This window comes from Candidatus Eisenbacteria bacterium (genome assembly GCA_030017955.1).
Classification (GTDB): Bacteria; Eisenbacteria; RBG-16-71-46; order JASEGR01; family JASEGR01; genus JASEGR01.
Genome location: JASEGR010000028.1, coordinates 1 through 19,872 on the forward strand (window position 1 = coordinate 1; position 19,872 = coordinate 19,872).

Below are 19,872 nucleotides of genomic sequence, written 5' to 3' on the forward strand. Positions count from 1 at the left end.
CAAAGGGGACATTTTCCCTTTGCAGTTAAGGGGACATATTGACTTTGCTTAAACAGAAAGAGATAGATCGAGAAATGGGTAGTGCGGCCCGGCGGCTAAAGCCGGCATCGGTGACACGGCACGACTGCTTCGCCTTATGCGCGTCCCGAGACTCTCTTCGCTTTCTTCTCGATGAGCCTTCGTATCTTTTCGTAGGAAGGCGGGGGGCCTGTCCGCACTTGTTTCTTGTCTATGAAAAGAGCGTCTGACTGTCCCCATTCCAGAAAAACATTTCTGTCAAACGCATCGATTGGCCTGAAGACCACGCTGTCGCCGAATTCCCCGCATGCCCGTTTTGCGCGTTCATAAGCCATGTTCTGGGCAGGGCACCACCCGTTTAAGAGAGCGGTAACAGTTACTTTTCCGGGTTCAAGCTGAGGTTTCTTCCTTTTCCGTATCCACTTTGGAGGTTTCGCATCAGCGGCCAACGGTTTCCAGACCAACTCCATTATCCCATCGCGGTCGACTCTCTTGTATCCATGCTTCTTGAACCAGGATGAGCGCATGAAGAATGGCAATATCAAGCCCCATGCCACCATCCCATTCACATTCATGCTCTTCACATCATCTTCGGCGCTCCGGAGCAGCGCCTTTCCCATCCCCTTCTTCTGAAAATTCCCCCGTCCCTTCTTGTGGCCGTGAACCCAAATGCAGTTGACAAAATAGAGACCTTCGCCTTCTGCGGATGAATACTCGATGGGAACATATTGGATCATTCCACCGACTTGTCCGTTGTCGTCGAGAGCAAGCTTCACACGCAACCCTTTGTCCTTCATTCTCTCGCACCATCTGAGCTTATGATCACCAGCTTCTTTGATGTCATCTGACCAGTCTTCGAGGCACTCGCAATAGAGCTGCTTGTATTCATCCTGTAGGTCAATGATTTTCATAAGAAATCATTTGGAAATAGGTGACTGTCACTATTTTTCTCGGAAATAGGTGACTGTCACTATTTTTCTTTTTCTTCCGTTTAGAAAGACACAACTTTGTCGGACTCCAGAACCCACCGCACGAAGTCCCTCATCGAGGCAACCTCGACTCCCTCCACGAGGTCGCCTTGATTCAGGGATCGTTCTAACGCACAGTTGCCACAGATCTTGACCTTGGCACCAGCCTTGATGGCTGCCTTCACAAGCTCCTCGCAATTAGGCATCTTCTCATCCAGGACGCCCGGCATTTCAGAGGGTTTCTGCCCTTTTTTCGGCGCAAGAACAGAGTCTTCGATAAGAAAAAGATTCACGGCATGGCCCTCGTGAAGTGCGGTCAGCACGAATCTCAGTGTCGTGTACACTCGCTCTTTTCCGTATGGCGGCTCTCCAACTATCACTGTAATGGTTGCCATGTACGCCCTCCTTTTGTGAAATACACAATCGCTCAGTGGAGGAAAAGTGTCAAGCAGTTCAGTGATGGGAAAACATCTCTTCCGGGAACCTTCACACTCGCTAGGCGAAGATCAGCTTGAAACCTGCAATTGTCAAAACGACGGCAAGAAGCCTTCTGATGAGGAGAGGTGAAAACCGATGACTTCCGTAGTAGGAACCGACGGACCCGCCCAAGATTGCGGCAGCTGCAAAAGGCAGAGCAAAGGAAGGAAGGTGCTTAGTACTGCTGATGTTCCCGAGCAGCCCGGAGATCGAATTGACAAGAATAAAGAGTGCAGAAATGGCCGATGCAGTCCTAGTGCGTGCCCAACGCACGAGAATCACAAGCGGCATCAGAAAGATCCCTCCGCCAATACCTGTCAGTCCTGATAGAAGACCTAGCCCTGCTCCAATGGACAAGGCAATCGGCTTTCGGGGAAGATGAGTTTCTTCTTGTCCCTTGGGACGGATAATGAAACAGGCGGCGGAATATAGAAGAACTGTGCCGAGAACGATCTTAAATACCAGGGCTGGCAAATTCAGATAGCCCCCGAGAAAGGCAAAAGGAATGGAAGATAGCGCAAATGGCCAGAATAGCTTCCAGGAGAAGTGACCAGCTCTCCAGAATTGCCACGCGGCAAGAGATGCCACCAAGATGTTGAGGAGAAGGGCCGCCGGCTTGATGACTGCCGGGGCAAGCCCAAATAATGTCATCACTGCGATGTAGCCTGACGCCCCTGCCTGTCCAACCGAGGAGTAGAAAAAAGCAACGATCAGAATTCCAACACAAATCAGGAGGAGAGTTTCAATAGGCATCAGCCATGCCGTCAACGCGGGATCGTCTGAGAGGCAAGATGGTTTTCCTCACAAGAGAAGCTTGAAGGTCGAGAGCTTCGTATAAATCGGCCCTTTTCCCGTGAGAGTGCTTTTTACGATTGAGAAAGAATCTATTGGAAAGCCTTCCGTTTCGAATTCCATCTTCCTAACCTTCTGAGCTAAGGCATCAATCCCTTTGGGGACGCGGACTCTTCCAATAGTGAGGTGTGGCTTGAAAGGCTTGTCTGCCTTCCCGAATCCAGCTTCGACCAGCCCTCTTTCGAGCTCCTGGCTCAAGTCAATAAGCTCAGTGCCGCCTTCTTTCATGGCGACCCAGAAGACCCTCGGTCTTTCAAGTGAAGGGAAAGCACCCAGTCCTGATAGTCTCCCGGTGCAGCTTCTCACTTTCTGACTTGTCGCTGACGCAAGCCCGGAAAGCTTCCCCAGGTCGCTCTCGTTCATCTCTCCAAGAAATCTGAGCGTCATGTGCAGGTTTTCTCCCTCGACCCATTTGACGCCGATCGCTTCCCGTGATAGATCGTGGATTAGCCGCGACAGCTTTGTGTTGATTTCACTTGGGAAAAAGACTGCAACAAAAGTTCTCATGCGTTGGCCTCTAAATAAATCACCTTAAGAGATAAGAAACCTTCTGAGAAGATCAAGAGCAGCCTGTGCCGCTCTTCTTTGAATATTTCTCCTCTCGCCGGAGAAGATATGTTTCTCGCTTCTCGTCTCATGTATTGATGAGACAGCCAGGAAGACTAACCCGACCGGTTTCTCTTCACTCCCACCTGCAGGACCTGCGATTCCCGTCACAGAAAGTCCCAAATCAACCCCGGCCTCTTTCCTTATCCCCTCTGCCATGGAACGCGCCACCTCGTCACTGACAGCGCCATTCTGGGCAATGAGTTCTTCGGGAACTTTGAGAAGCTCCACTTTCGCCCTGTTGGAGTAAGACACAACTGAGCGCTCAAAGTAGTCCGAGCTTCCTGGAACAAATGTAACCCTCGATGAAATCAGTCCTCCAGTGCAGGATTCGGCAACCGCAAGCCGTCTCTTCTGCCTGGAGAGAATCCCGCCGACTACCTCCTCCATCCTTACTTTGCCCTCACCATATATCAAGTCTCCAAGCTTCTCCCGCGCTGCGCTTCTTATCTTTTCCTTAATCTTCTCCGTGTCCGTTCCCGGCAAGCTGGCCATGGTGACTCTCAGGTCAACGCCATCGACGCTGGGAAGAAACGAAACAGGAAATCCTTCGATCTTTCCCGAGAACTCCTTGAGTCGTTCCGCAATCGCAGACTCAGGGATGCCGGTAGTCCTGATGGTGAGCTCTTCTATCGTTCCCAACTTGAGCTCACGGAGTCTGGGCTGGACGAAATCCTCCATCATTTGCTCCATCTCAAAGGGCACGCCGGGAAGAATGAAGAGTCTTGCTTTTCCGACCTCGAAGAAAAGGCCGGGAGCGAGCCCCTGTTTGTTTTCAATCAGAGTTGCCCCTCTCGGCACGAGGGCCTGGGTCTCATTCATGGGAGGCATCTCCAGGCCGCGTGTCATGAATCGCGTCTTTATTCTCTCCAGAATCTCATCGTTGAGAACAAGCTGAGTGTCCATCACAGTGGCAAGAGATTTTCTTGTCACATCGTCCGGGGTTGGGCCAAGCCCGCCTGTGGCAACAACGATATTGGCTCTCGAAATAGCAAGTCTCAGTGCTTCGCAAATCTTATCCCCATCATCTCCGACTGTGGTGTGCCAGAGGACACGGACTCCCACCTGCCTCAAGGCCTTCGCGATAAACGTGAAATTCGTGTCGAGCGTCTCGCCGATGAGGATTTCGTTTCCGATTGTTATGATTTCACCGTTCATGAGGACCCCTCACCCTGACCCTCTCCCCAAAGGGGAGAGGGAGACTACGTGGCAGCTCCCAAGGACAGATAAGTGACTACCTCATTCTCTCCCCGGAGGGGAGAGGGAGACTACGTGACAGTCCCAAGAATTGGAGAGGGACATCTCTATCGCAAGAGAAGAATCGCTCTCGCCACAAGATTCGCATAGAGCCCGGACACGAGGTCATCGGCAGTAACTCCGAGCCCGGAAGGCAAATTCTCAGAGCGTCTTGCCGGAAAAGGTTTTGCTATGTCGAAAATCCTGAAAAGGAAGAATGCAAGAAGATAGATTGGAAAACTCCTGGGCAGTGCATAGAGACTCACCATCATGCCTGCAAACTCATCAATCACGATCTTGTGCCCGTCTTCTCCAAAGTATCGCTCGCCGAGGGAAGCGAAAACGATGGCAATGACACAGACTGCAAGCATGACGGGCAAGTAGATGTCCATGAGGTATGGAAAGAGAAACCAGACCAGGATGAGACAGATGAGACTTCCGAATGTCGCAGGCGCTACGGGGAAATAGCCGGCATAGACTCCCGTGGCAAGGAATTTCACTACTTCTCGTTTCATCAAAATAGTGACAGTCACCTATTTTGCGGCGAGCTCGACCTCACCGCACCTGATGAGAAGATTATCCCAGGCCTTGTCAACATCCTTTTGAAGCCGCTCAAGCAGCTGCTTTCCTTCGGGCGTGAAGAGGTGAGCGAACCTTCCCTGCGGTTTAACCCAGTCCTCGATGGGTCTCTTAATCCTGGGCTTGTGCGTCAGCTTGTACGTCCCCTCCTCAATCTCAAAAAGCGGCCAATAGCAGGTCTCCACAGCTAGCTTGCACATTTCTATGCTCAGCTCCGCCGGAAACTTCCAGCCATTGTGGCATGATGAAACAATGTTCATGAACGATGGCCCGTTCGCTGAAAGTGCCTTTTCGACTTTTTTCATCAGGTCCTGCCAGTTGCTGGGAGATGCCTGCGCCACGTATGGAATATTGTGCGCCGCAACGATTCCTGTAAGGTCTTTCCTGTGCTGCTGCTTTCCCATGATGACATCACCCTTGGGTGTGGTGCTGGTATGCGCTCCGATGGGTGTTGAGCCGGAACGCTGGGTCCCGGTGTTCATGTAGGCCTGATTGTCGTAGCATACATAGAGCATGTTGTGCCCTCTCTCGAGCGCCCCCGACAATGCCTGGATCCCGATATCATACGTGCCGCCGTCGCCGCCAAAAGCGATGAACTTGATATCCTTTGTGACCTTTCCCCTTTTCTTGAGCGCCCTATAGGCAGACTCAATTCCGCTAACTGTGGCAGCGACATTCTCAAACGCGCTATGGACAAATGGAGTCTTCCATGCTGTATAGGGAAAGATTGTCGTTGTGACCTCGAGACATCCTGTTGCGCAACCCACAACGACCGGTTCCTTCGCTGCAAGCAGTATCTGCCGCACGATCACTGTCATCGCACAGCCGGCGCAGGCACGGTGACCTCCTGCCAGCAGGTCTTCTTTCTTAGAACTTTCTTTTAGCGAAATCATTTTCTCTCCTTCCTCTATTCCCTCACTCCCAGAAACTCAAACCGGGTAAGTGGCTCTCCGGCTTTCCCGATGCCTTCGAGCTCTTTGTATACATTCTTTATGTCCCCGATCGAAATATCCCTTCCACCAAGACCGTAGACATAGTTGATGATGGGAACGTTTCTCACTTTTCCGTAGGCAGATGCTCTGACTTCCGTGAAAACGGGGCCGCCCGGGCCGCCAAACGTGTGTGACCTATCAAGAACAGCAACCGCCTTGAGATGGGAAATACTGGATGCCAGAAGGTCCCCGGGGAAAGGTCTGAAGACTCTCAGCTTGATCATCCCAACCTTCTTTCCTTCAGCCCTCAGCTCATCGACTACGACCTTGACTGTCCCTGCTGTTGACCCAAGAACGATTATTCCGGTCTCGGCGTCATCCATCCTGTAGCTTTCAAAAAGAGCCATCTTCCTTCCAGTGAGCTTCCCATACTCTTCCGAAACGCTCAGGATTCTCTTCGTTGATTGGCTCACGGCCTCAGCGACTTGCCTTTTGTGCTCGAAATAGTAGTCCTGAAGATCAAGCGCACCGAACGTAGCCGGGTTGTCCACATCGATCACAGAGTATTTGCGCCTGAATTCGCCTACAAACTTCTTAACCTCCGCATCATCAAGAACTTCTACTCTATCGGCAGTGTGGCTCGTTATGAATCCGTCAAGCATCACCATCGTGGGAAGAAGAACATCCTGTGATTCGGAGATTTTTGTCGCCTGAATCATATTGTCGTACGCTTCCTGAGCACTCTCTGAGAAAAGCTGGATCCAACCCGTGTCTCTCGCGCCCATGGAGTCGCTGTGGTCGCAGTGGATATTGATGGGCCCACTCAACGCCCTACTGACAACAGCCATCACTATGGGGCATCTATTGCCGGATGCCACATAGAGGACTTCCCACATGAGAGCAAGACCATTCGCTGATGTCGCAGTCATCGATCTTGCACCTGCAAGTGACGCGCCGATAGAGGCGCTCATGGCGCTGTGCTCCGATTCGACAAGCACAAACTCTGTCTGAACCTTTCCATCAGCTACGTACTGGGCAAATCTCTCCATTAACTCAGTCTGAGGAGTTATCGGGTAGGCCGCGACAACATCTGGCTCAAGCTGTCTTATTGCCTCTCCGACTGCCTCATTACCCGTAAGCGAAAGAATCTTTCTCACGTTTCCTCCCTATACGTTCTGCTTTATTCCGACTTACTGCTAAGCACGATGAATCTGACCGTAGCGTTTGGTTCCCCGCACGACCGATTTACAGCGGCCGCATTCGCGCGACCAGAATTCCCCCTCACCAACCTCTCCCCCCAAGGGAGAGGACCAAGGTGACGGAGGGGTTCGATGAGTCATACCGCCACAACGTCTCATTCAAATTCACTTTCCAGCTTCATCGAAATCGCTTTTATCTTCGGGGGGCATTCCTGAGCACAAATGCCGCAGCCCTTGCAGTGGTTGAGGTCGAAACCGACGACCTTGCTGTCTTTCACGCGAACCGATGAATCCGGACAATAGATCCAGCACAAAAGGCAGGTTGTGCACTTCTCAGTGTCAAGGACCGGCCTGAAAGTCCTCCATGAACCTGTCTCATAGGCATCAGAATTCCCGGCTTTTTCTATGACGCATCCAAGCGGGAGTTCCCTCCATCCCTTCAGCTTGTCAAGCATTCCCTTTTACCTCCTTATAGGCCCTCTCAAGTGCCCTCAAGTTTCCTTCTATTACCTTGTCAGAGTACTTCCCGGCGAATTTTTCCTTGACCAGGCCTGCCAGAGTTTCGAGCTTGATGACTCCGGTGACCCTGGCGAGAGCGGCCATCATGGGCGTATTCGGAATCGGCCGGCCAATCTCTTTGAGCGCTATCCCAGTGGCGTTGACAGTGAACACCTTTCTTCCGGTGAGTCCTAGTATCTTCGCAATAGCGCCAGGGTCCTTGTCGGTATTGATAAGGAGAGTACCGCCTTCCTTAAGTCCTGCAAGGATATCAACCTTGCCCATAAGAGAAGGATCAAGAACGACGCCTATGTCAGGATTCTCGATCCTGGAATGGATTCTTATCTCCTTGTCATCAATCCTATTGTATCCCTTGACTGGCGCGCCACTTCTCTCAGGACCGAAATCAGGGAAACCCTGACAATATTTCCCCTCGTGAATCACGGTTTCCGTAAAGAGGAGGGCGGCCGTTTTTACACCTTGTCCACCTCTACCCAACCAGCTAATCTCGATCATCATTCCTCCCTTCCAAGGTGAGTGGTCTGACCCGGCATCTTCACAAAGCTAAAGATCCCAGCCGCCCGTCCGGGCCTCTGCCATTTCCGGTCTTCAGGCTGAAGGCTGCCTCGATGACCCGGCCTCGTGCATCTCCCGCAGCCATCATGAGCACTCGTTGCCTTCAAAAGGCTCACTCAACGGTTTATTTGGATTGTTGACAACAAAGCCTGGTCGGAAAGCATACCACGGGGGGACGGCTGGGTCAACCAGCATTACTCCATGTCTTTTCTTCCCTCCAGTGCCCGTGCGAGCGTGACCTTATCTGCGTATTCGAGGTCAGTCCCGACAGAAATTCCTCTTGCAATCCTTGTCACCCTAAGGTCTTTTCTCGCGATGACTTTCCTCAAGTAGAGCGCTGTCGCTTCGCCCTGGACACTCGGGTTTGTTGCGACTATGACTTCTCTGACTCTTCCGTCTTCAAGTCTCTTCAGAAGCTCCTTGATCTTCAGATTCTCGGGGCCAATACCATCAAGCGGCGAGATTGCCCCATGAAGCACGTGATACGTGCCTCTGTATTCGCCCGTCCCCTCAACGGCAAGCGCATCATTCGGCATTTCCACCACGCAGATTTCCGTGAGATTTCTCTCCCCGTCCTTGCAAATGTGGCAAGGTTCGACTTCGGTGATGTTCCAGCACACTCCGCAGTACCTCACTGAGTCTTTCACCTTCATTATTGCATCGGAAAGCCGGGAGGCATCTTCTCTCGGGACGCGCATGAGGTGAAAAGCAATTCTCTGCGCGGACTTTCTACCTATTCCGGGAAGCGCGGCAAGCTCTTCTATGAGTTTCTCGACAAGCTGCGAGCTGTATTTCACTTGAAGAGCCCCGGGAGACCCAGTTCACCGGTGAGTCTCGCCATTTCTTCCTTGGCGAGCTCATCCGCTTTTCTTCTCGCTTCGTTCACTGCAGAAAGGATGAGGTCCTCAAGCATTTCGACATCGTCTTTGCTCACAACCTCAGGGTCTATCTTTATTGAAACGATCTCCTGCCTGCCATTTGCTGTAACCTTGACCATCCCTCCGCCCGCGGAACTCTCGACAATCTTGGTCTCAAGTTGTGCCTGAAGCTCATTCATCTTTTCCTGCATCTTCTGCGCTTGTTTCATGATCGATGCAAAATTCTTCATGAGGGTCACCTCTTCTCTTTCTTCACGATTTCACCATGAAAAAGTTCCACAATCGTTTTCACAGTTTCATTCTCCAACGGGTCTTCCCCTTTTGCCCCACTTATCTCTGTGACTTCTCCGTCAACCACCTTAAGAGAAAGAGGCTTCCCAAACGCCTTCTTAATTTCATCGAGAATTATTTCTCTGTTTGCTTTATCCTCGATCCGCTCCCTATGGAATCTCTGATCTCGAGGCAATTTGACTGTCAACTCTGTCTCGGAGATAGACAGAACTTTTGCCTCGCTCAAGAAACCCCAGAGAGAAGTTTTCTTCTTCTTAACGGCGAGAAGGAGGACTTCCCACCCCTTTGCCGCTTCTTCTACGCGCCCGGGTTCAACGTGTGACGGCGCCGGCTTTTGCGCCTGAGGGTGGGCACCCGAATCGCGCGAGGCGGGGTCCCGATCGTCGTCCCGGACCACATGCTTCTTTCCAGCTCTGTTTTCATGGTCCAACTCGTCTCCGCCATCTCCAACAAACTTCTTCTCAATGACCGAGAGTTTTTCTATCAATTCCTTCACGCTGACTGTGGAATCAAGATTCGCCATTTCCACGAGCGCAAGTTCCAGATGGAGCCGCGGCACAGGACTCCTCTTCATCAAATATGCGGCGGAGTTGAGAATTCTTATCAGTCTGACCAGGTCTGCATCGTTCGTTTTTGCGCTCTGCTCCGCAAGCCTTGAGAGCGAACTCTTCAGTATCCCGGCGGGCTCGGCAAGAGACCGGTCAATTGAGACGAGCAGCAGGTGTCTCAGGTGCTCGATAAGCGAGCCTGCGAATTCATCGAGATCATGCCCCTCCTTGTAGAGCTCCTCGAGGACTTTGAGCGTCTCGGCCGGCTTCCCATCAAGAACGGATTGTGTGATTTCAAAGAAAACATCTTCCTTGGGTATGCCGAGAAAGTTCCGGACAACCTCTGCCGTAACAGTTCCCTCCGTACCGGTCACAAGTTGGTCAAGCATGCTCTCGGCATCCCTCATGCTGCCTTCCGCCTTTTTCGCAATGACTGCGAGGGCCTCATCCTCAACGGAGAAATGTTCTTTTTTCGAGACCATCTTGAGTCTTTCGACAATCTTCTCCGGGAAGATTCTCCTGAAATCGAACCGCTGGCACCGGGACAGGATCGTCGGTGGAATCTCGCTCGGCGCAGTCGTGGCCATGATGAAAATCACGTGCGAAGGAGGCTCTTCAAGTGTCTTGAGGAGTGCATTGAAAGCAGGCGTCGTAAGCATGTGCACTTCGTCAATCACGTATATCCTGTACCTGGAACCGGCAGTCGCATACTTTATTTTCTCTCTGATCTCTCTGACCTCATCAATTCCGCGGTTTGATGCGCCGTCAATTTCAAGAAAATCAAGACTTGACCCGATAAGCATTTCTTTACATGTATTGCACTCGTTGCACGGATTTCTCTTTGGTCCGTTCTCGCAGTTGATCGCCCTTGCGAAGACCCGTGCTGCCGTCGTTTTCCCGACGCCTCTTGATCCGCTGAACAGATATGCGTGCCCAACCCTGCCGGCTTCAATTGCATTCATGAGGCAGGTCGTCACATGCTCCTGTCCCACTATCTCTTCAAAGACTCTTGGTCTCCACCGTCGCGACAAAACCTGATACGGGATTTTTTCTTGCATCTAACTTTCTCCAAGAACTAACAATCTTAGGGCCGTGCACCCAATCTCGATCTACTACTCAGGAGAGCCTCTTTCTTCCTGACTCCGGTCAGGGAGACCTGCGGCACACTGAATGCGCTACTTACCGTTGCTACCTTCCGGTCCTGGCGGGATTTGTAGATTTCAGTTGCGCAGGGCCTGACCATCGATGCCCGAAAAGGAAGAACCCTGCACTGAGAAGGTCAACCTCAAAATGGGGATTCAACCCCGCTTGAGCGGATTGCGGGTACAGGGCACCGCTAACTCCCCGTCTAGCACGGCCCAGCTCTGATACTAGAACAAAACGATGCAAGTGGACAGAGTTTTCTTGCGCTCACACAATCTCTACGATCTTGCGACTCGAAGTGTGACCGCTCTTGATTGCGATACGTGACACCGGAATGCCGAAGTGCGCCCCGAGCGCCCGCAGGACTGCAGCATTTGCCCTGCCTCCTTTTCGAGGCTCCTTGACCCAGATGCGATAGCTGCCCTGGCTCGCTTCTTCAACCTTCTCGACCTTCGAATTCGCTCTCACAACCACCGAGATTTTCATAGAACCAAGACTCGGACATTGTCGCACACAGCGCAGGGCAATCTCGTCCGGCGAAAGTCGTTTTTGTGAAGTGACAACGCGGAAGAATCGGCTCAGCTGCCGATTCGCGAGCAAGATTTCCTGACTTGCCGAGTGCTGTGTTTTGGTGGAGATGAGCGGAGTCGAACCGCCGACCTCCTCGTTGCGAACGAGGCGCTCTCCCAGCTGAGCTACATCCCCACCGCTAACCGGCTAGATTTGATTCCAGTCAATTTCCACAATGCTAGCCGATTGCGGTTCTCTTCGCAAGGTTTTCAGTCTTTTACACCAGAGACTTTGACGCTCAACACTGAATCGGCGACTTCCTTGAGATCGCCAGCCGAGAGATTCAGATCCTCCACAACTGCCTTTCCGGTTGCGTCATTTGCCATGAGTTCGACAGGGAAGCTGGTCTCATCGAGTACTCTGACCTCGTGAAACCCGGCTGACCTGATGGCATCAAGGTATTCATTTTTCATCATCGCTCCGGAGAGGCACCCCACGTATGCTTGGACAGAGTTCTTCAGCGAATTCGGAAGCTCTTTGAGAAGCACCAGGTCTGAAACCATCAGCCGTCCGCCCGGCCTGAGGACTCTGAACGCTTCCCTGAAAACCTTCTCCTTCTCGGGCGAGAGGTTGATCACACAGTTTGAGATTATTGCATCAACTGAATCGTTTGCGACCGGCAGTTTCTCAATCTCTCCGAGCCGGAACTCAACATTGCCGTAATTGCCCTTCTTTGCGTTTTGCGTCGCCTTCTCGACCATCTCGGGAGTCATGTCAACGCCGATGACTTTCCCGTTCTTCCCAACTCTGTTGGCAGCGAGAAAACAATCGAATCCTGCTCCTGAGCCAAGATCAAGAACTGTCTCGCCCTCTTTCAGAGACGCCAGCGCGATCGGATTCCCGCAGCCCAGTCCAAGGTTTGAACCTTCGGGGACTTCTCTAAGCTCTTTTTCAGAATATCCCACAGATGTGCTTATCGTCTCGCTCTGGCTGGTGCCCCCGCAGCATGGCGCCGCACCGGCGCAGCAAGAGCTCCCTTCCTTCGCAATTCGCCCGTAGCCTTCTCTGACGGCTTTCTTCACTTTTTCTTTTTTCATATTCCTAACCTCCGGAACCCCCGGCAGGCATGCTCAGCCCATTATGTCCTTCATGAGAGGTCCGAGTACGTCCTTCACCATCTTTGCATAATCAGAGGCCTTCACAAGGGAGATACAGTGCACTTTGTTTCCCTTTTCACAGCTAATTACTGCCAGCTTGTCCCCGGCTTTGATTCCTGCCCGCTGCCTGATCTCCTTTGGGAGCACCATCTGGCCGCGTGCATCTACGGTTACCACCGATTCAACCTTGCAGCAGCCCACCCGTGCGCCTTTCGACTCGCCGCAGCAATCACCCTTTCCTTTCTTGCCTTTCTCGCACATTTCAATCACCTCCTGACCACAACTTCATGAGACAGATCGACCTAATCAGCTAATTCTGAATTCACTGACCATTCTAACAAATCAGATGATCTTCTGTCAAGGTTTTTTCTCGAGTGGTTGGTGCTGCAGGCAGAGTGAAAAACAACAACCTGGCGGCTCCTACTCTGTTGCCGCGGACGGTGCCCCTTTTGTCCGTCCCATCCACGACAAATCACCAAGTTCTCCGAAGCGCTCCCGAAAAATGCGGTAGTACATAAGCTCTTCCTTGGTATTTATGGTCCAGCCGTTCGGCAAGATGCGCTCCTGCCCGAAATCCGCATCTGAGATCTTGCCGTCAGCATGTTGCGCCAACAACTCACCAATTCCGGCCCCTTCCCAGAACTTGGCTTTTCGTCTTTGCAGGATCTTCTGAGGAAGCGCGTCATCCAGAGCCCTCCGCAAGATCCATTTCTCGACGCCGCCGTGGATTTTGAACTCCACAGGTATGCGCAACACATACTCAACGACATCAGGGTCGAGGAATGGAACGTGGGCAACAACCCCATGCGCCGACGCACACCGGTCGACGCGCTGCAAAGCAGTGTTGTGGAGCCGCGCTGTGATGTCGATAAGCTCATCGGCCAGCTTGTCCGGCTGGAGGGTCTTCAAGTACTCGTAACCCGCAAACATCTCGTCGCCGCCTTCTCCGGAGAGTACGTCTGTGACGTACTCAGCCGCTGCCTTTCCTGCCAGATAGTTTGCTACACTTGAACGGACCAGGAGCGCATCGAATGATTCCAGGTGATATATGACCTCCGGCAGAAGTTGGAGCATCTGATTCATGCTTGTCCGGGCTTCGTGGTGGTTGGCCTCCAGGAAATCCGCGACCTCTCGCGCATACTCCAGGTCTGGTGCGCCTGCAAGGCCTGCGGAAAAGGTGTGAAGTTTCTTGACGAATGGTCTGGCGAGCGCAGCCATTGTACTCGAGTCCAATCCGCCGGACAACCATGCGCCAACCTCCTGGCCGGCAATACACCTCTCCACAGAGGCGGTAAGCTTCCGCCTCAACTCCTTCGCTACAACCTCCGGCTTTTCCCTTAGCAGCGGCTGCTTGTCCGGGAAATAGTCGGTTTTCATCTGGATTCCATCATACGAGCAGCCGGGAGGCAGGATGCGCACATCATCGGTCGCAGTCAGAATAGCTTTTACCTCTGAGGCAAAGCACACAGCACCGCTTCCGGTTCTCCCGTAGTAGAGCGGCGCGACTCCAACCGGATCCCGTGAAAGCAGCACCTTTTCGTCGCTAACCTTTGCCTCTGCAAAATGCCACTTCCCGGCGTAGTCCCGCACGGTGTTTTGTTCGAGCGCAAGTGCGGTTGCATTACGGTCGTTGAACGCAACGCCAAGAGTCGCTTGTTCGATCTCAACAACCAGTCTCCCTGCTCTGCCGCGATGCTCAATCTTCTCCAGCATCTTCGTAACGTCCCCGGTTCTGCCTGCTTCTGCTATGCCCGCTATGCCAGCCAAAACAGCATCCCCCTCTATGTTGCGTCCTTTTCAGACTGCTTGTGGCTGCCTGTCACAGCCACGCCACGATTAGACCCAGACGTCTGCAGCCATGCTCTTTCCTGGCGAACATGGATGTCCCGCTGCGGGAACGGAATCTCGACCCTCTCCCCCTCGAACCGATCCTTTATGGACATATTCAGCTCGTCCCTGATTCTGAACTGATTGCGATAATCTGCGACCCAACACACGTAGAAGAGCTCCAGCGAAGAGTCACCGAATTCGGTGAAGTACACGCCGGGCGCAGGATCCTTAAGTACTTCGGGGTGGGCCCTGAAGATTTCAAGCAGGATTCTCTTGGCCTTTCTCAAATCAGTTCCGTAACTGACGCCGATCTTTGACCTGATTTTGTAAAGCGGGGTTGGCGTGCTTTGATTGACTATTTGGTTCTTGGCGATCTCCGAGTTCGGGATGTTGATTACAGTGTTATCGAAGGCCAGGATGCGGGTGCTTCGAAACCCGATCTCCAGCACATCCCCCATCTTCCCGTTGGCTAATTCAACCCTGTCACCTGGCCGGAATGGGCGGTCCATCGTCAAGGCGAATCCTGCTATCATGTTGGCGATGGTTTCCTGCGCGGCAAACGCAACGGCTAGCGATACCACACCTGCTGTCGCAAGGACCCCGGCAATCTGGACGCCGAAATGGTCGAAGATAATTGTGAAAGCGATGAAGAAAAACACAAACTTGGCGATTTTCCGGAGAAGTGTAACAACCTGGTCATGGGAAGTCGGACGCTCTCCACCCCCGACCCCTTTTCCGTACCATTCCGTAAAAGCGCGCGCAAAAGAGTAGGCAACCGATGTAAGAGCCAGAACCACGGCCACGTAAAGTGCCCCTCTCAGAACTGTCCAGGCAACAGATTCGGTAACGGCCGGCGCTCCTTGAAAGCTCGCACGGGCGGCCATGTTCAGCCCAGCCAGAAAGACCGCCCACTGCACCGACGCGCGGGAACCTTCAAGCATCACAACATCAAGGCTTGTTCGTGTCCGCCTGGCGATGGGCAAAAGCACCCAGTTCCAGATAAGGAGGACTATCTTGCCTGCAACGAAGCTCCCTGGTAACCAGATTACGAAGCGCAGGAATTCTCGAGAAAGGTCAGGCGTCCCGGCGGCTCCCTCTCCAATTGCACCCGCCAGACCATCGGCTGTCAGAGTCAGAACCAAGACAACACTTGCCGGAGCAAGTTGGAACATGCATCTCCGCGCAAGCTTTGCAGTGAGCGACATATCATCCCCCTTGGCGGCCTCAAGAATACTCTTCCGGAATGGAACGTTCCGATTTTGTGACAAACCTCATTCGATCAGACGCGGAGATCGGGATTCCATGTTCATCCACCACCTTCACTGATCCGCGGATCAGACGGGTTTGCCATTCAGCGGCCCGGTGGAATTCCTCCTTGCACTCCCAGAGGTAAGGAATAGGCAGAAATCCAGAGGAAAGGATCCGGTAGAGCCCTTCTGGCGTGTACGGGTTCCGGATCGATGATTCAATGGCTTCAATCACGACCCGTGCGTCAGACACGAGTTCTGCAGTCCGGGACAGAACTTCCGGGTGGAGGGACATGTCGTCGATCTCCCCCTTGCGTCTCAGTTTGCGGTACGCCTCAAGTGCGTGGCGAGTTATCTGGATGCTTTCATTCACAGTCGGGGGATCTGCGAGATGTGAGGCCTCGGAAAAACTCACCACGTGGATAATGGCAGGACTGTTCGTGTTATGAGGTTCTATATCGTCCATGAGCGCGGTCGCTGCAGCAAGTTGTGCCTTTGCTCTGTCGAGGTCATGAGAGAAGTAGTCCAGCCCTCCGCGCGGCTGAAGGACGACGCGGAACCCGTCGTCCTCAAGTTCCCGAACGAGCTGTAGCATTGCCCTGGACTTAGCCAGGTCCTGAACTCCCCAGGTATATTTGGGCGTGTTGAGCATATTCTGCAGGACCAGAAGCCGGACACCCAGCGATTTAGCAACCTTGGCAGCGACGAAAGCAGACACAATGTAGGTTACATCATCAGACCCGCGGAAGGCGAAATGGTGAGGGACATTCGGCTCGAAGGGTTTCCCCGTCGATGCGATGTACCTGAGAGTCTCGAAATGTTCTTCGAGGTTCTCCCGCACCGAATACGGCCCCCGGCCGTCTATCCGGCAGAACCACCACAGCGAGAGCGCATGCCAGGCGATGCTTATCGCTTCTTCGTACATTCTTGCCAGCGAGACGATGTTCTTCGTCCCGGCATAGCTCCGGACGAGCATCGGTCTCGCCGCCTGCCAGACAGCGGCAAACTCCTCCTTCGAGTTGAGCGGCACACCGCCGCCATTCGGCTTATCGCCCCAATCTTCTCCGAAATTGGATTGAGTGAGCTGAGAAGTTCCAATAGAAAGTACGTCAAGCAGGCCTGATGCGGCGAGTTCACGGGTCCATTGCAGGAACAGGCGCACTGCCTCGGCGCGATCAGGAAGGTACGGCCCCACATGAGCCCGCGTAAGAGGCGGCATGCGGTGGTCAATCCCATATTGAATCCTTGATTCGAGCCGGTCGGCTCCTGTTCCGTACCCACCACACCCACTCCGGTCAATAGGTCGAACTGCAAGATACTCTCCTTTTTCAATCAGTTCTTTGCCGAACGAGAGACGGTCTTCGTCGTATGCCATCCCCTTGAGCAAGTCTTTCGGCAAAATCTCTGTCTCTATTCCCAGCATGCGGAGAGTCTCAGCGGGGGTCTCATCCCCCACGAAGATCCCTCCCACCTCAGGATTACGCTCGCGGACCATCCGGCAAGTTTCGGGCAGCCCTGCGAAGTGCAAGGCTTTGACCGCACCACCATCCACTGCGAACAGACGCCGCCGCTTGAGTTCACCAACCAAGCGTGAGACTAAAGCTGCACCGTCCGCGGGATTCAGCCTGTAGCTGAAACAGAGAACGTCAATCTGGTTGTCGAGAAGCCAATGCTCGATGACTGCGCCGCGGGCAGGATCTTCAGGGAAGCCGAATGCCTCGGAGGCGGTAGCATCTGCCACGATCACGTGGTAGCCGCAATCCCTCAGAAGCTGCGCCACCGAAGTTATGCCGAGTGTGTGTGCATCCAATTGAGGACGCACCAATCCAAAGCGGTCGGTACGGGTCCCGCGGACTCTTCTCACTATCTTCTCCCTCTCCCAACTCCCACGGAAGAACGGTTTATGGTTACCGTTTCTATCCCTCCAAATCGCTTTCAGTACTCCTGTGTCTTTCCCTAAGGTTGTGGAGGAATCTCTGCATTGAATCGCGAGCTATGTCTTTGCAGCCCAAGCCGAAGGCAAGTGCGAGGCCAAATGCGGCGGCAGCCAGGATTATCTGAAAGGCAGCGCTGATGAGCTTGAACTCAAGACCTAGCTGTCCGACTGCAATGGCCAGAACAAGAAACAGACCACCCCATTTCACCACACTGGCAAGCAAGTCGGCGTACACGAAAGCCGCATTCCTGGCAATGGTTCGAAGAACATTTGCACAGAAAGATACGACGACGTATCCGAACGCAACGATGCACACCGCTGCGATGTACGTTGGCAGCGCAGCCTCGACCCGGTTCACAAGAGTTGCCACAAGTCTCACGCCGATGAGATGAAGAGCCCACAGTATGGCTGAGAGAAGTGTCAGCCAATACGCTATCACTGCGGCCAGTCTCGCAGGCGAGTAGTTGACATCGCCCTTTCGCAGGAACTCAGAGACACCGATTTTGTCGCACAAGGTGTTGAACCGGGCGGCCTCAAGGATCCGCGAGGCCAGCAGCCGGACCAGAATCGCCACGCAGAAGCCCAGCAACAAAACGAGCAATGCGGCGACACCAGGCGACATGGATTGCAGAAACGGCATGAAACCCATCTGCACAAAGTAAGTTTTCATTGATTCAACCTCCGTTGTAGTTCACCGCTCCACCCCGACGACCATCTGGCGGATTTCCTGGACCGAACGTCCTGCCAGGCCGAGTTTTTCCACAGTCCGGCCCTCGGACCAATAGTCGCGGCCATGCATGATTGAGGCGAGCTCGATAATCATGTGAATCGTCGGAGTGTGAACTCCGAACATTGCGCCGATAGATGCAAGCGGAACCAAACTCATGGGCACGTCTTCAAAGACGTACCTGTGAAAAATGTTTTGCGGCGCCTTTATCCCGCGGTAGCTCTTTGTGTTCTGGATTGCTTCGAAAAGATCCCGGCCGGAGGAATCGTATGACAAGTACAGCCATTCTCTGGCCGAAACGGTCCCGATGCCAAGGCTGCTGGCCACCGCGGTCCGCTCCTGGTCTATCTTCTCAAGGAGTTTCGCGACCGATGGCGTTATACCCTGCGTGTAGTAGTCAAAGTTCCCCTGGGTTGCCTCTATCCAGCCAGCGTTAACGAGAGTCAGAGCAGGGTGGAAAATCGCGCCAATGTTCTCCATGCTTGTGCACAACACATTGTTTCCTGCAACAAATTGAGGAAATGCCTGATTGATCACCGCCAGAACATCTGGTATCCAATACGCCGGCAATGTCGCGAGCGGTACCTTGTTTTTTATCCGGTAGATAAACGCTTCGGATCGCGAGAGCGCTCTCGATGCATATATGAATGTCTGTGTCTCGGCAAGAAACACACTCGCAGTGGCCTTGTTGTCGTCAAGGACTTTGCGGAATTCCAGCGCGCCGCCGGTGCGGCCCGGGTTCAGAACGATAATCTGACCGTCGATCAGATGCGGAGCCATTTTCTTTGCCAACGGACGGTGCGCCGTCGTCGGGGTGACTACCATGATCACGTCAACGCCGGAAATCGCTTCCGCAATGTCTGCAGTCGCAAGGTTTATGCGGCCAAAACCGCTGGCCTCCCCACCCAACGCAATGCCGCCATGCCAGCGCACCCCATTCAGGTGTTCGCTTGTCCGGTTGTAGAGGTTCACCGAATATCCCATGATTGCCAGGTGAGCCGCCATGGCCATTCCGCCGTGACCGGCACCGACAACGCAATACTTGAGTTCCAATTCCTTGTCGCGGGTTTTCCGAAGAAGCGCGTGGAGCCGTTCATCGTTCGGGTTCGTCATCTCTCCCTCCTAACTCAGCACTCGCTTGAGGAAGTGGGCCAGAAGCCATGTTCCGAGTGCTGCGACCGTGAGAATCACGGCATAGCGTCGCCAATGGACAAGCGAAGCAGGACTGCCGTCGGCCGTCAAACCGCGGAAATAGCGAACATCAGCATATCGCACAAGAACAAGCGAGCCAAACGTAAACCAATACGCGGCATCAAAGGCAGAAAGGAATTTCGCCGGTTTTTCTATAATGAGGACCAGAAGCAAAACAGCAATTATGTTACCAAAGCACATCCAATAGAGACGAAGAAAGCAACCCGCGCCTTGCGAAAGATCTTCTTTCGGCTCTTGCATGTCACACATCCAGTCTGCGCCTACTGCGCCGTTGACCGGACGGCGGCCCGACCATCCGCAGAGCCTGCGGCAGGTATCTCCCCCCGCACCCTTGAGAAGCTCGCAGACTGTTGTTCACAGTCTACGTCTATATGATGCAATCATGACACGCGTCTGTATATTTATCAAGGTCAAATTGTTCACTTACGCCTCATCTCTCAAGATTGACAAAC

The 19,872-nt window shown here is 53.2% G+C and carries 22 protein-coding genes, 1 tRNA gene and 1 other RNA gene; all 24 read right to left on the reverse strand.

Translation table 11 applies throughout. The features are described 5' to 3' along the window. Positions 1-134: 134 nt before the first annotated feature. Positions 135-929, reverse strand: coding sequence for a GNAT family N-acetyltransferase (locus QME66_06145; protein ID MDI6808549.1), 795 nt, complete (start codon positions 927-929; stop codon positions 135-137). Between the two features lie 80 nt (positions 930-1,009). Then, the gene (locus QME66_06150; GenBank protein MDI6808550.1) at positions 1,010-1,381 is read right to left on the reverse strand and encodes a DsrE family protein; all 372 of its coding nucleotides are present in this window, start codon (positions 1,379-1,381) and stop codon (positions 1,010-1,012) included. Between the two features lie 100 nt (positions 1,382-1,481). Next, complete coding sequence (locus tag QME66_06155) at positions 1,482-2,216, reverse strand: sulfite exporter TauE/SafE family protein (GenBank protein MDI6808551.1); 735 nt, start codon at positions 2,214-2,216, stop codon at positions 1,482-1,484. A gap of 48 nt (positions 2,217-2,264) precedes the next feature. After that, positions 2,265-2,822, reverse strand: coding sequence for an RNA 2',3'-cyclic phosphodiesterase (gene thpR, locus QME66_06160; GenBank protein MDI6808552.1), 558 nt, complete (start codon positions 2,820-2,822; stop codon positions 2,265-2,267). A gap of 24 nt (positions 2,823-2,846) precedes the next feature. Further along, the gene (locus QME66_06165) at positions 2,847-4,079 is read right to left on the reverse strand and encodes a competence/damage-inducible protein A (GenBank protein ID MDI6808553.1); all 1,233 of its coding nucleotides are present in this window, start codon (positions 4,077-4,079) and stop codon (positions 2,847-2,849) included. Between the two features lie 146 nt (positions 4,080-4,225). Continuing rightward, entirely contained in the window at positions 4,226-4,672 is a 447-nt protein-coding gene (locus tag QME66_06170; GenBank protein ID MDI6808554.1) for a phosphatidylglycerophosphatase A, read from the reverse strand. Between the two features lie 18 nt (positions 4,673-4,690). Further along, complete coding sequence (locus tag QME66_06175; GenBank protein MDI6808555.1) at positions 4,691-5,629, reverse strand: thiamine pyrophosphate-dependent enzyme; 939 nt, start codon at positions 5,627-5,629, stop codon at positions 4,691-4,693. Between the two features lie 14 nt (positions 5,630-5,643). Beyond that, positions 5,644-6,825 carry a pyruvate ferredoxin oxidoreductase gene (gene porA / locus QME66_06180; GenBank protein MDI6808556.1) on the reverse strand — a complete coding sequence of 394 codons (1,182 nt, stop codon included), beginning with the start codon at positions 6,823-6,825 and terminating at the stop codon, positions 5,644-5,646. Between the two features lie 197 nt (positions 6,826-7,022). After that, positions 7,023-7,322, reverse strand: a complete 300-nt coding sequence (locus QME66_06185) for a 4Fe-4S binding protein (protein ID MDI6808557.1) — start codon at positions 7,320-7,322, stop codon at positions 7,023-7,025. Continuing rightward, entirely contained in the window at positions 7,315-7,884 is a 570-nt protein-coding gene (locus QME66_06190; protein MDI6808558.1) for a 2-oxoacid:acceptor oxidoreductase family protein, read from the reverse strand. The genes QME66_06185 and QME66_06190 overlap by 8 nt, the downstream gene beginning before the upstream one ends. A gap of 251 nt (positions 7,885-8,135) precedes the next feature. Continuing rightward, a complete protein-coding gene (gene recR, locus QME66_06195) occupies positions 8,136-8,738 on the reverse strand; it encodes a recombination mediator RecR (GenBank protein MDI6808559.1) in 603 nt (200 codons plus the stop codon). Then, entirely contained in the window at positions 8,735-9,049 is a 315-nt protein-coding gene (locus tag QME66_06200; protein MDI6808560.1) for a YbaB/EbfC family nucleoid-associated protein, read from the reverse strand. Before QME66_06200 ends, recR begins: the two co-directional genes overlap by 4 nt. Before the next feature lie 5 nt (positions 9,050-9,054). Then, entirely contained in the window at positions 9,055-10,716 is a 1,662-nt protein-coding gene (gene dnaX / locus QME66_06205; GenBank protein ID MDI6808561.1) for a DNA polymerase III subunit gamma/tau, read from the reverse strand. Positions 10,717-10,748: 32 nt separating this feature from the next. After that, an RNA gene (gene ffs / locus QME66_06210) (signal recognition particle sRNA large type) lies at positions 10,749-11,015 on the reverse strand. Positions 11,016-11,068: 53 nt separating this feature from the next. Continuing rightward, the gene (locus QME66_06215) at positions 11,069-11,287 is read right to left on the reverse strand and encodes a DUF167 domain-containing protein (protein ID MDI6808562.1); all 219 of its coding nucleotides are present in this window, start codon (positions 11,285-11,287) and stop codon (positions 11,069-11,071) included. A 143-nt stretch (positions 11,288-11,430) separates the two neighbouring features. Further along, positions 11,431-11,506: transfer RNA gene (locus QME66_06220), tRNA-Ala, on the reverse strand. A 74-nt stretch (positions 11,507-11,580) separates the two neighbouring features. After that, a complete protein-coding gene (gene arsM / locus QME66_06225; protein MDI6808563.1) occupies positions 11,581-12,408 on the reverse strand; it encodes an arsenite methyltransferase in 828 nt (275 codons plus the stop codon). Positions 12,409-12,441: 33 nt separating this feature from the next. Then, positions 12,442-12,729: an HgcAB-associated protein gene (locus QME66_06230; GenBank protein MDI6808564.1), complete on the reverse strand. Its 288-nt coding sequence runs from the start codon at positions 12,727-12,729 to the stop codon at positions 12,442-12,444. A 159-nt stretch (positions 12,730-12,888) separates the two neighbouring features. Continuing rightward, positions 12,889-14,235 (reverse strand): asparagine synthase-related protein, encoded by a 1,347-nt coding sequence (locus tag QME66_06235; protein MDI6808565.1) that lies wholly within the window; start codon positions 14,233-14,235, stop codon positions 12,889-12,891. A gap of 14 nt (positions 14,236-14,249) precedes the next feature. Then, positions 14,250-15,503, reverse strand: a complete 1,254-nt coding sequence (locus QME66_06240; GenBank protein MDI6808566.1) for a mechanosensitive ion channel — start codon at positions 15,501-15,503, stop codon at positions 14,250-14,252. Between the two features lie 19 nt (positions 15,504-15,522). Further along, on the reverse strand, positions 15,523-17,409 hold the full coding sequence (locus tag QME66_06245; protein ID MDI6808567.1) for a cobalamin-binding protein: 1,887 nt from the start codon (positions 17,407-17,409) through the stop codon (positions 15,523-15,525). 52 nt (positions 17,410-17,461) lie between these two features. Further along, a complete protein-coding gene (locus QME66_06250) occupies positions 17,462-18,151 on the reverse strand; it encodes a hypothetical protein (GenBank protein MDI6808568.1) in 690 nt (229 codons plus the stop codon). A gap of 21 nt (positions 18,152-18,172) precedes the next feature. Next, positions 18,173-19,321, reverse strand: coding sequence for an NAD/NADP octopine/nopaline dehydrogenase family protein (locus QME66_06255; GenBank protein MDI6808569.1), 1,149 nt, complete (start codon positions 19,319-19,321; stop codon positions 18,173-18,175). 9 nt (positions 19,322-19,330) lie between these two features. Next, a complete protein-coding gene (locus QME66_06260) occupies positions 19,331-19,660 on the reverse strand; it encodes a hypothetical protein (protein MDI6808570.1) in 330 nt (109 codons plus the stop codon). Positions 19,661-19,872: the final 212 nt, after the last annotated feature.

Bases quoted from the DNA above. Each gene is read 5' to 3' on its own strand.
- thpR (MDI6808552.1), bottom strand. From the start codon at position 2,822: ATGAGAACTTTTGTTGCAGTCTTTTTCCCAAGTGAAATCAACACAAAG.
- QME66_06165 (MDI6808553.1), bottom strand. From the start codon at position 4,079: ATGAACGGTGAAATCATAACAATCGGAAACGAAATCCTCATCGGCGAG.
- QME66_06250 (MDI6808568.1), bottom strand. From the start codon at position 18,151: ATGAAAACTTACTTTGTGCAGATGGGTTTCATGCCGTTTCTGCAATCC.
- QME66_06185 (MDI6808557.1), bottom strand. From the start codon at position 7,322: ATGCTTGACAAGCTGAAGGGATGGAGGGAACTCCCGCTTGGATGCGTC.
- QME66_06230 (MDI6808564.1), bottom strand. From the start codon at position 12,729: ATGTGCGAGAAAGGCAAGAAAGGAAAGGGTGATTGCTGCGGCGAGTCG.
- QME66_06170 (MDI6808554.1), bottom strand. From the start codon at position 4,672: ATGAAACGAGAAGTAGTGAAATTCCTTGCCACGGGAGTCTATGCCGGC.
- QME66_06200 (MDI6808560.1), bottom strand. From the start codon at position 9,049: ATGAAGAATTTTGCATCGATCATGAAACAAGCGCAGAAGATGCAGGAA.
- arsM (MDI6808563.1), bottom strand. From the start codon at position 12,408: ATGAAAAAAGAAAAAGTGAAGAAAGCCGTCAGAGAAGGCTACGGGCGA.
- QME66_06155 (MDI6808551.1), bottom strand. From the start codon at position 2,216: ATGCCTATTGAAACTCTCCTCCTGATTTGTGTTGGAATTCTGATCGTT.
- QME66_06215 (MDI6808562.1), bottom strand. From the start codon at position 11,287: ATGAAAATCTCGGTGGTTGTGAGAGCGAATTCGAAGGTCGAGAAGGTT.
- dnaX (MDI6808561.1), bottom strand. From the start codon at position 10,716: ATGCAAGAAAAAATCCCGTATCAGGTTTTGTCGCGACGGTGGAGACCA.
- QME66_06145 (MDI6808549.1), bottom strand. From the start codon at position 929: ATGAAAATCATTGACCTACAGGATGAATACAAGCAGCTCTATTGCGAG.
- QME66_06255 (MDI6808569.1), bottom strand. From the start codon at position 19,321: ATGACGAACCCGAACGATGAACGGCTCCACGCGCTTCTTCGGAAAACC.
- QME66_06175 (MDI6808555.1), bottom strand. From the start codon at position 5,629: ATGATTTCGCTAAAAGAAAGTTCTAAGAAAGAAGACCTGCTGGCAGGA.
- QME66_06190 (MDI6808558.1), bottom strand. From the start codon at position 7,884: ATGATGATCGAGATTAGCTGGTTGGGTAGAGGTGGACAAGGTGTAAAA.
- QME66_06240 (MDI6808566.1), bottom strand. From the start codon at position 15,503: ATGTCGCTCACTGCAAAGCTTGCGCGGAGATGCATGTTCCAACTTGCT.
- QME66_06260 (MDI6808570.1), bottom strand. From the start codon at position 19,660: ATGCAAGAGCCGAAAGAAGATCTTTCGCAAGGCGCGGGTTGCTTTCTT.
- QME66_06150 (MDI6808550.1), bottom strand. From the start codon at position 1,381: ATGGCAACCATTACAGTGATAGTTGGAGAGCCGCCATACGGAAAAGAG.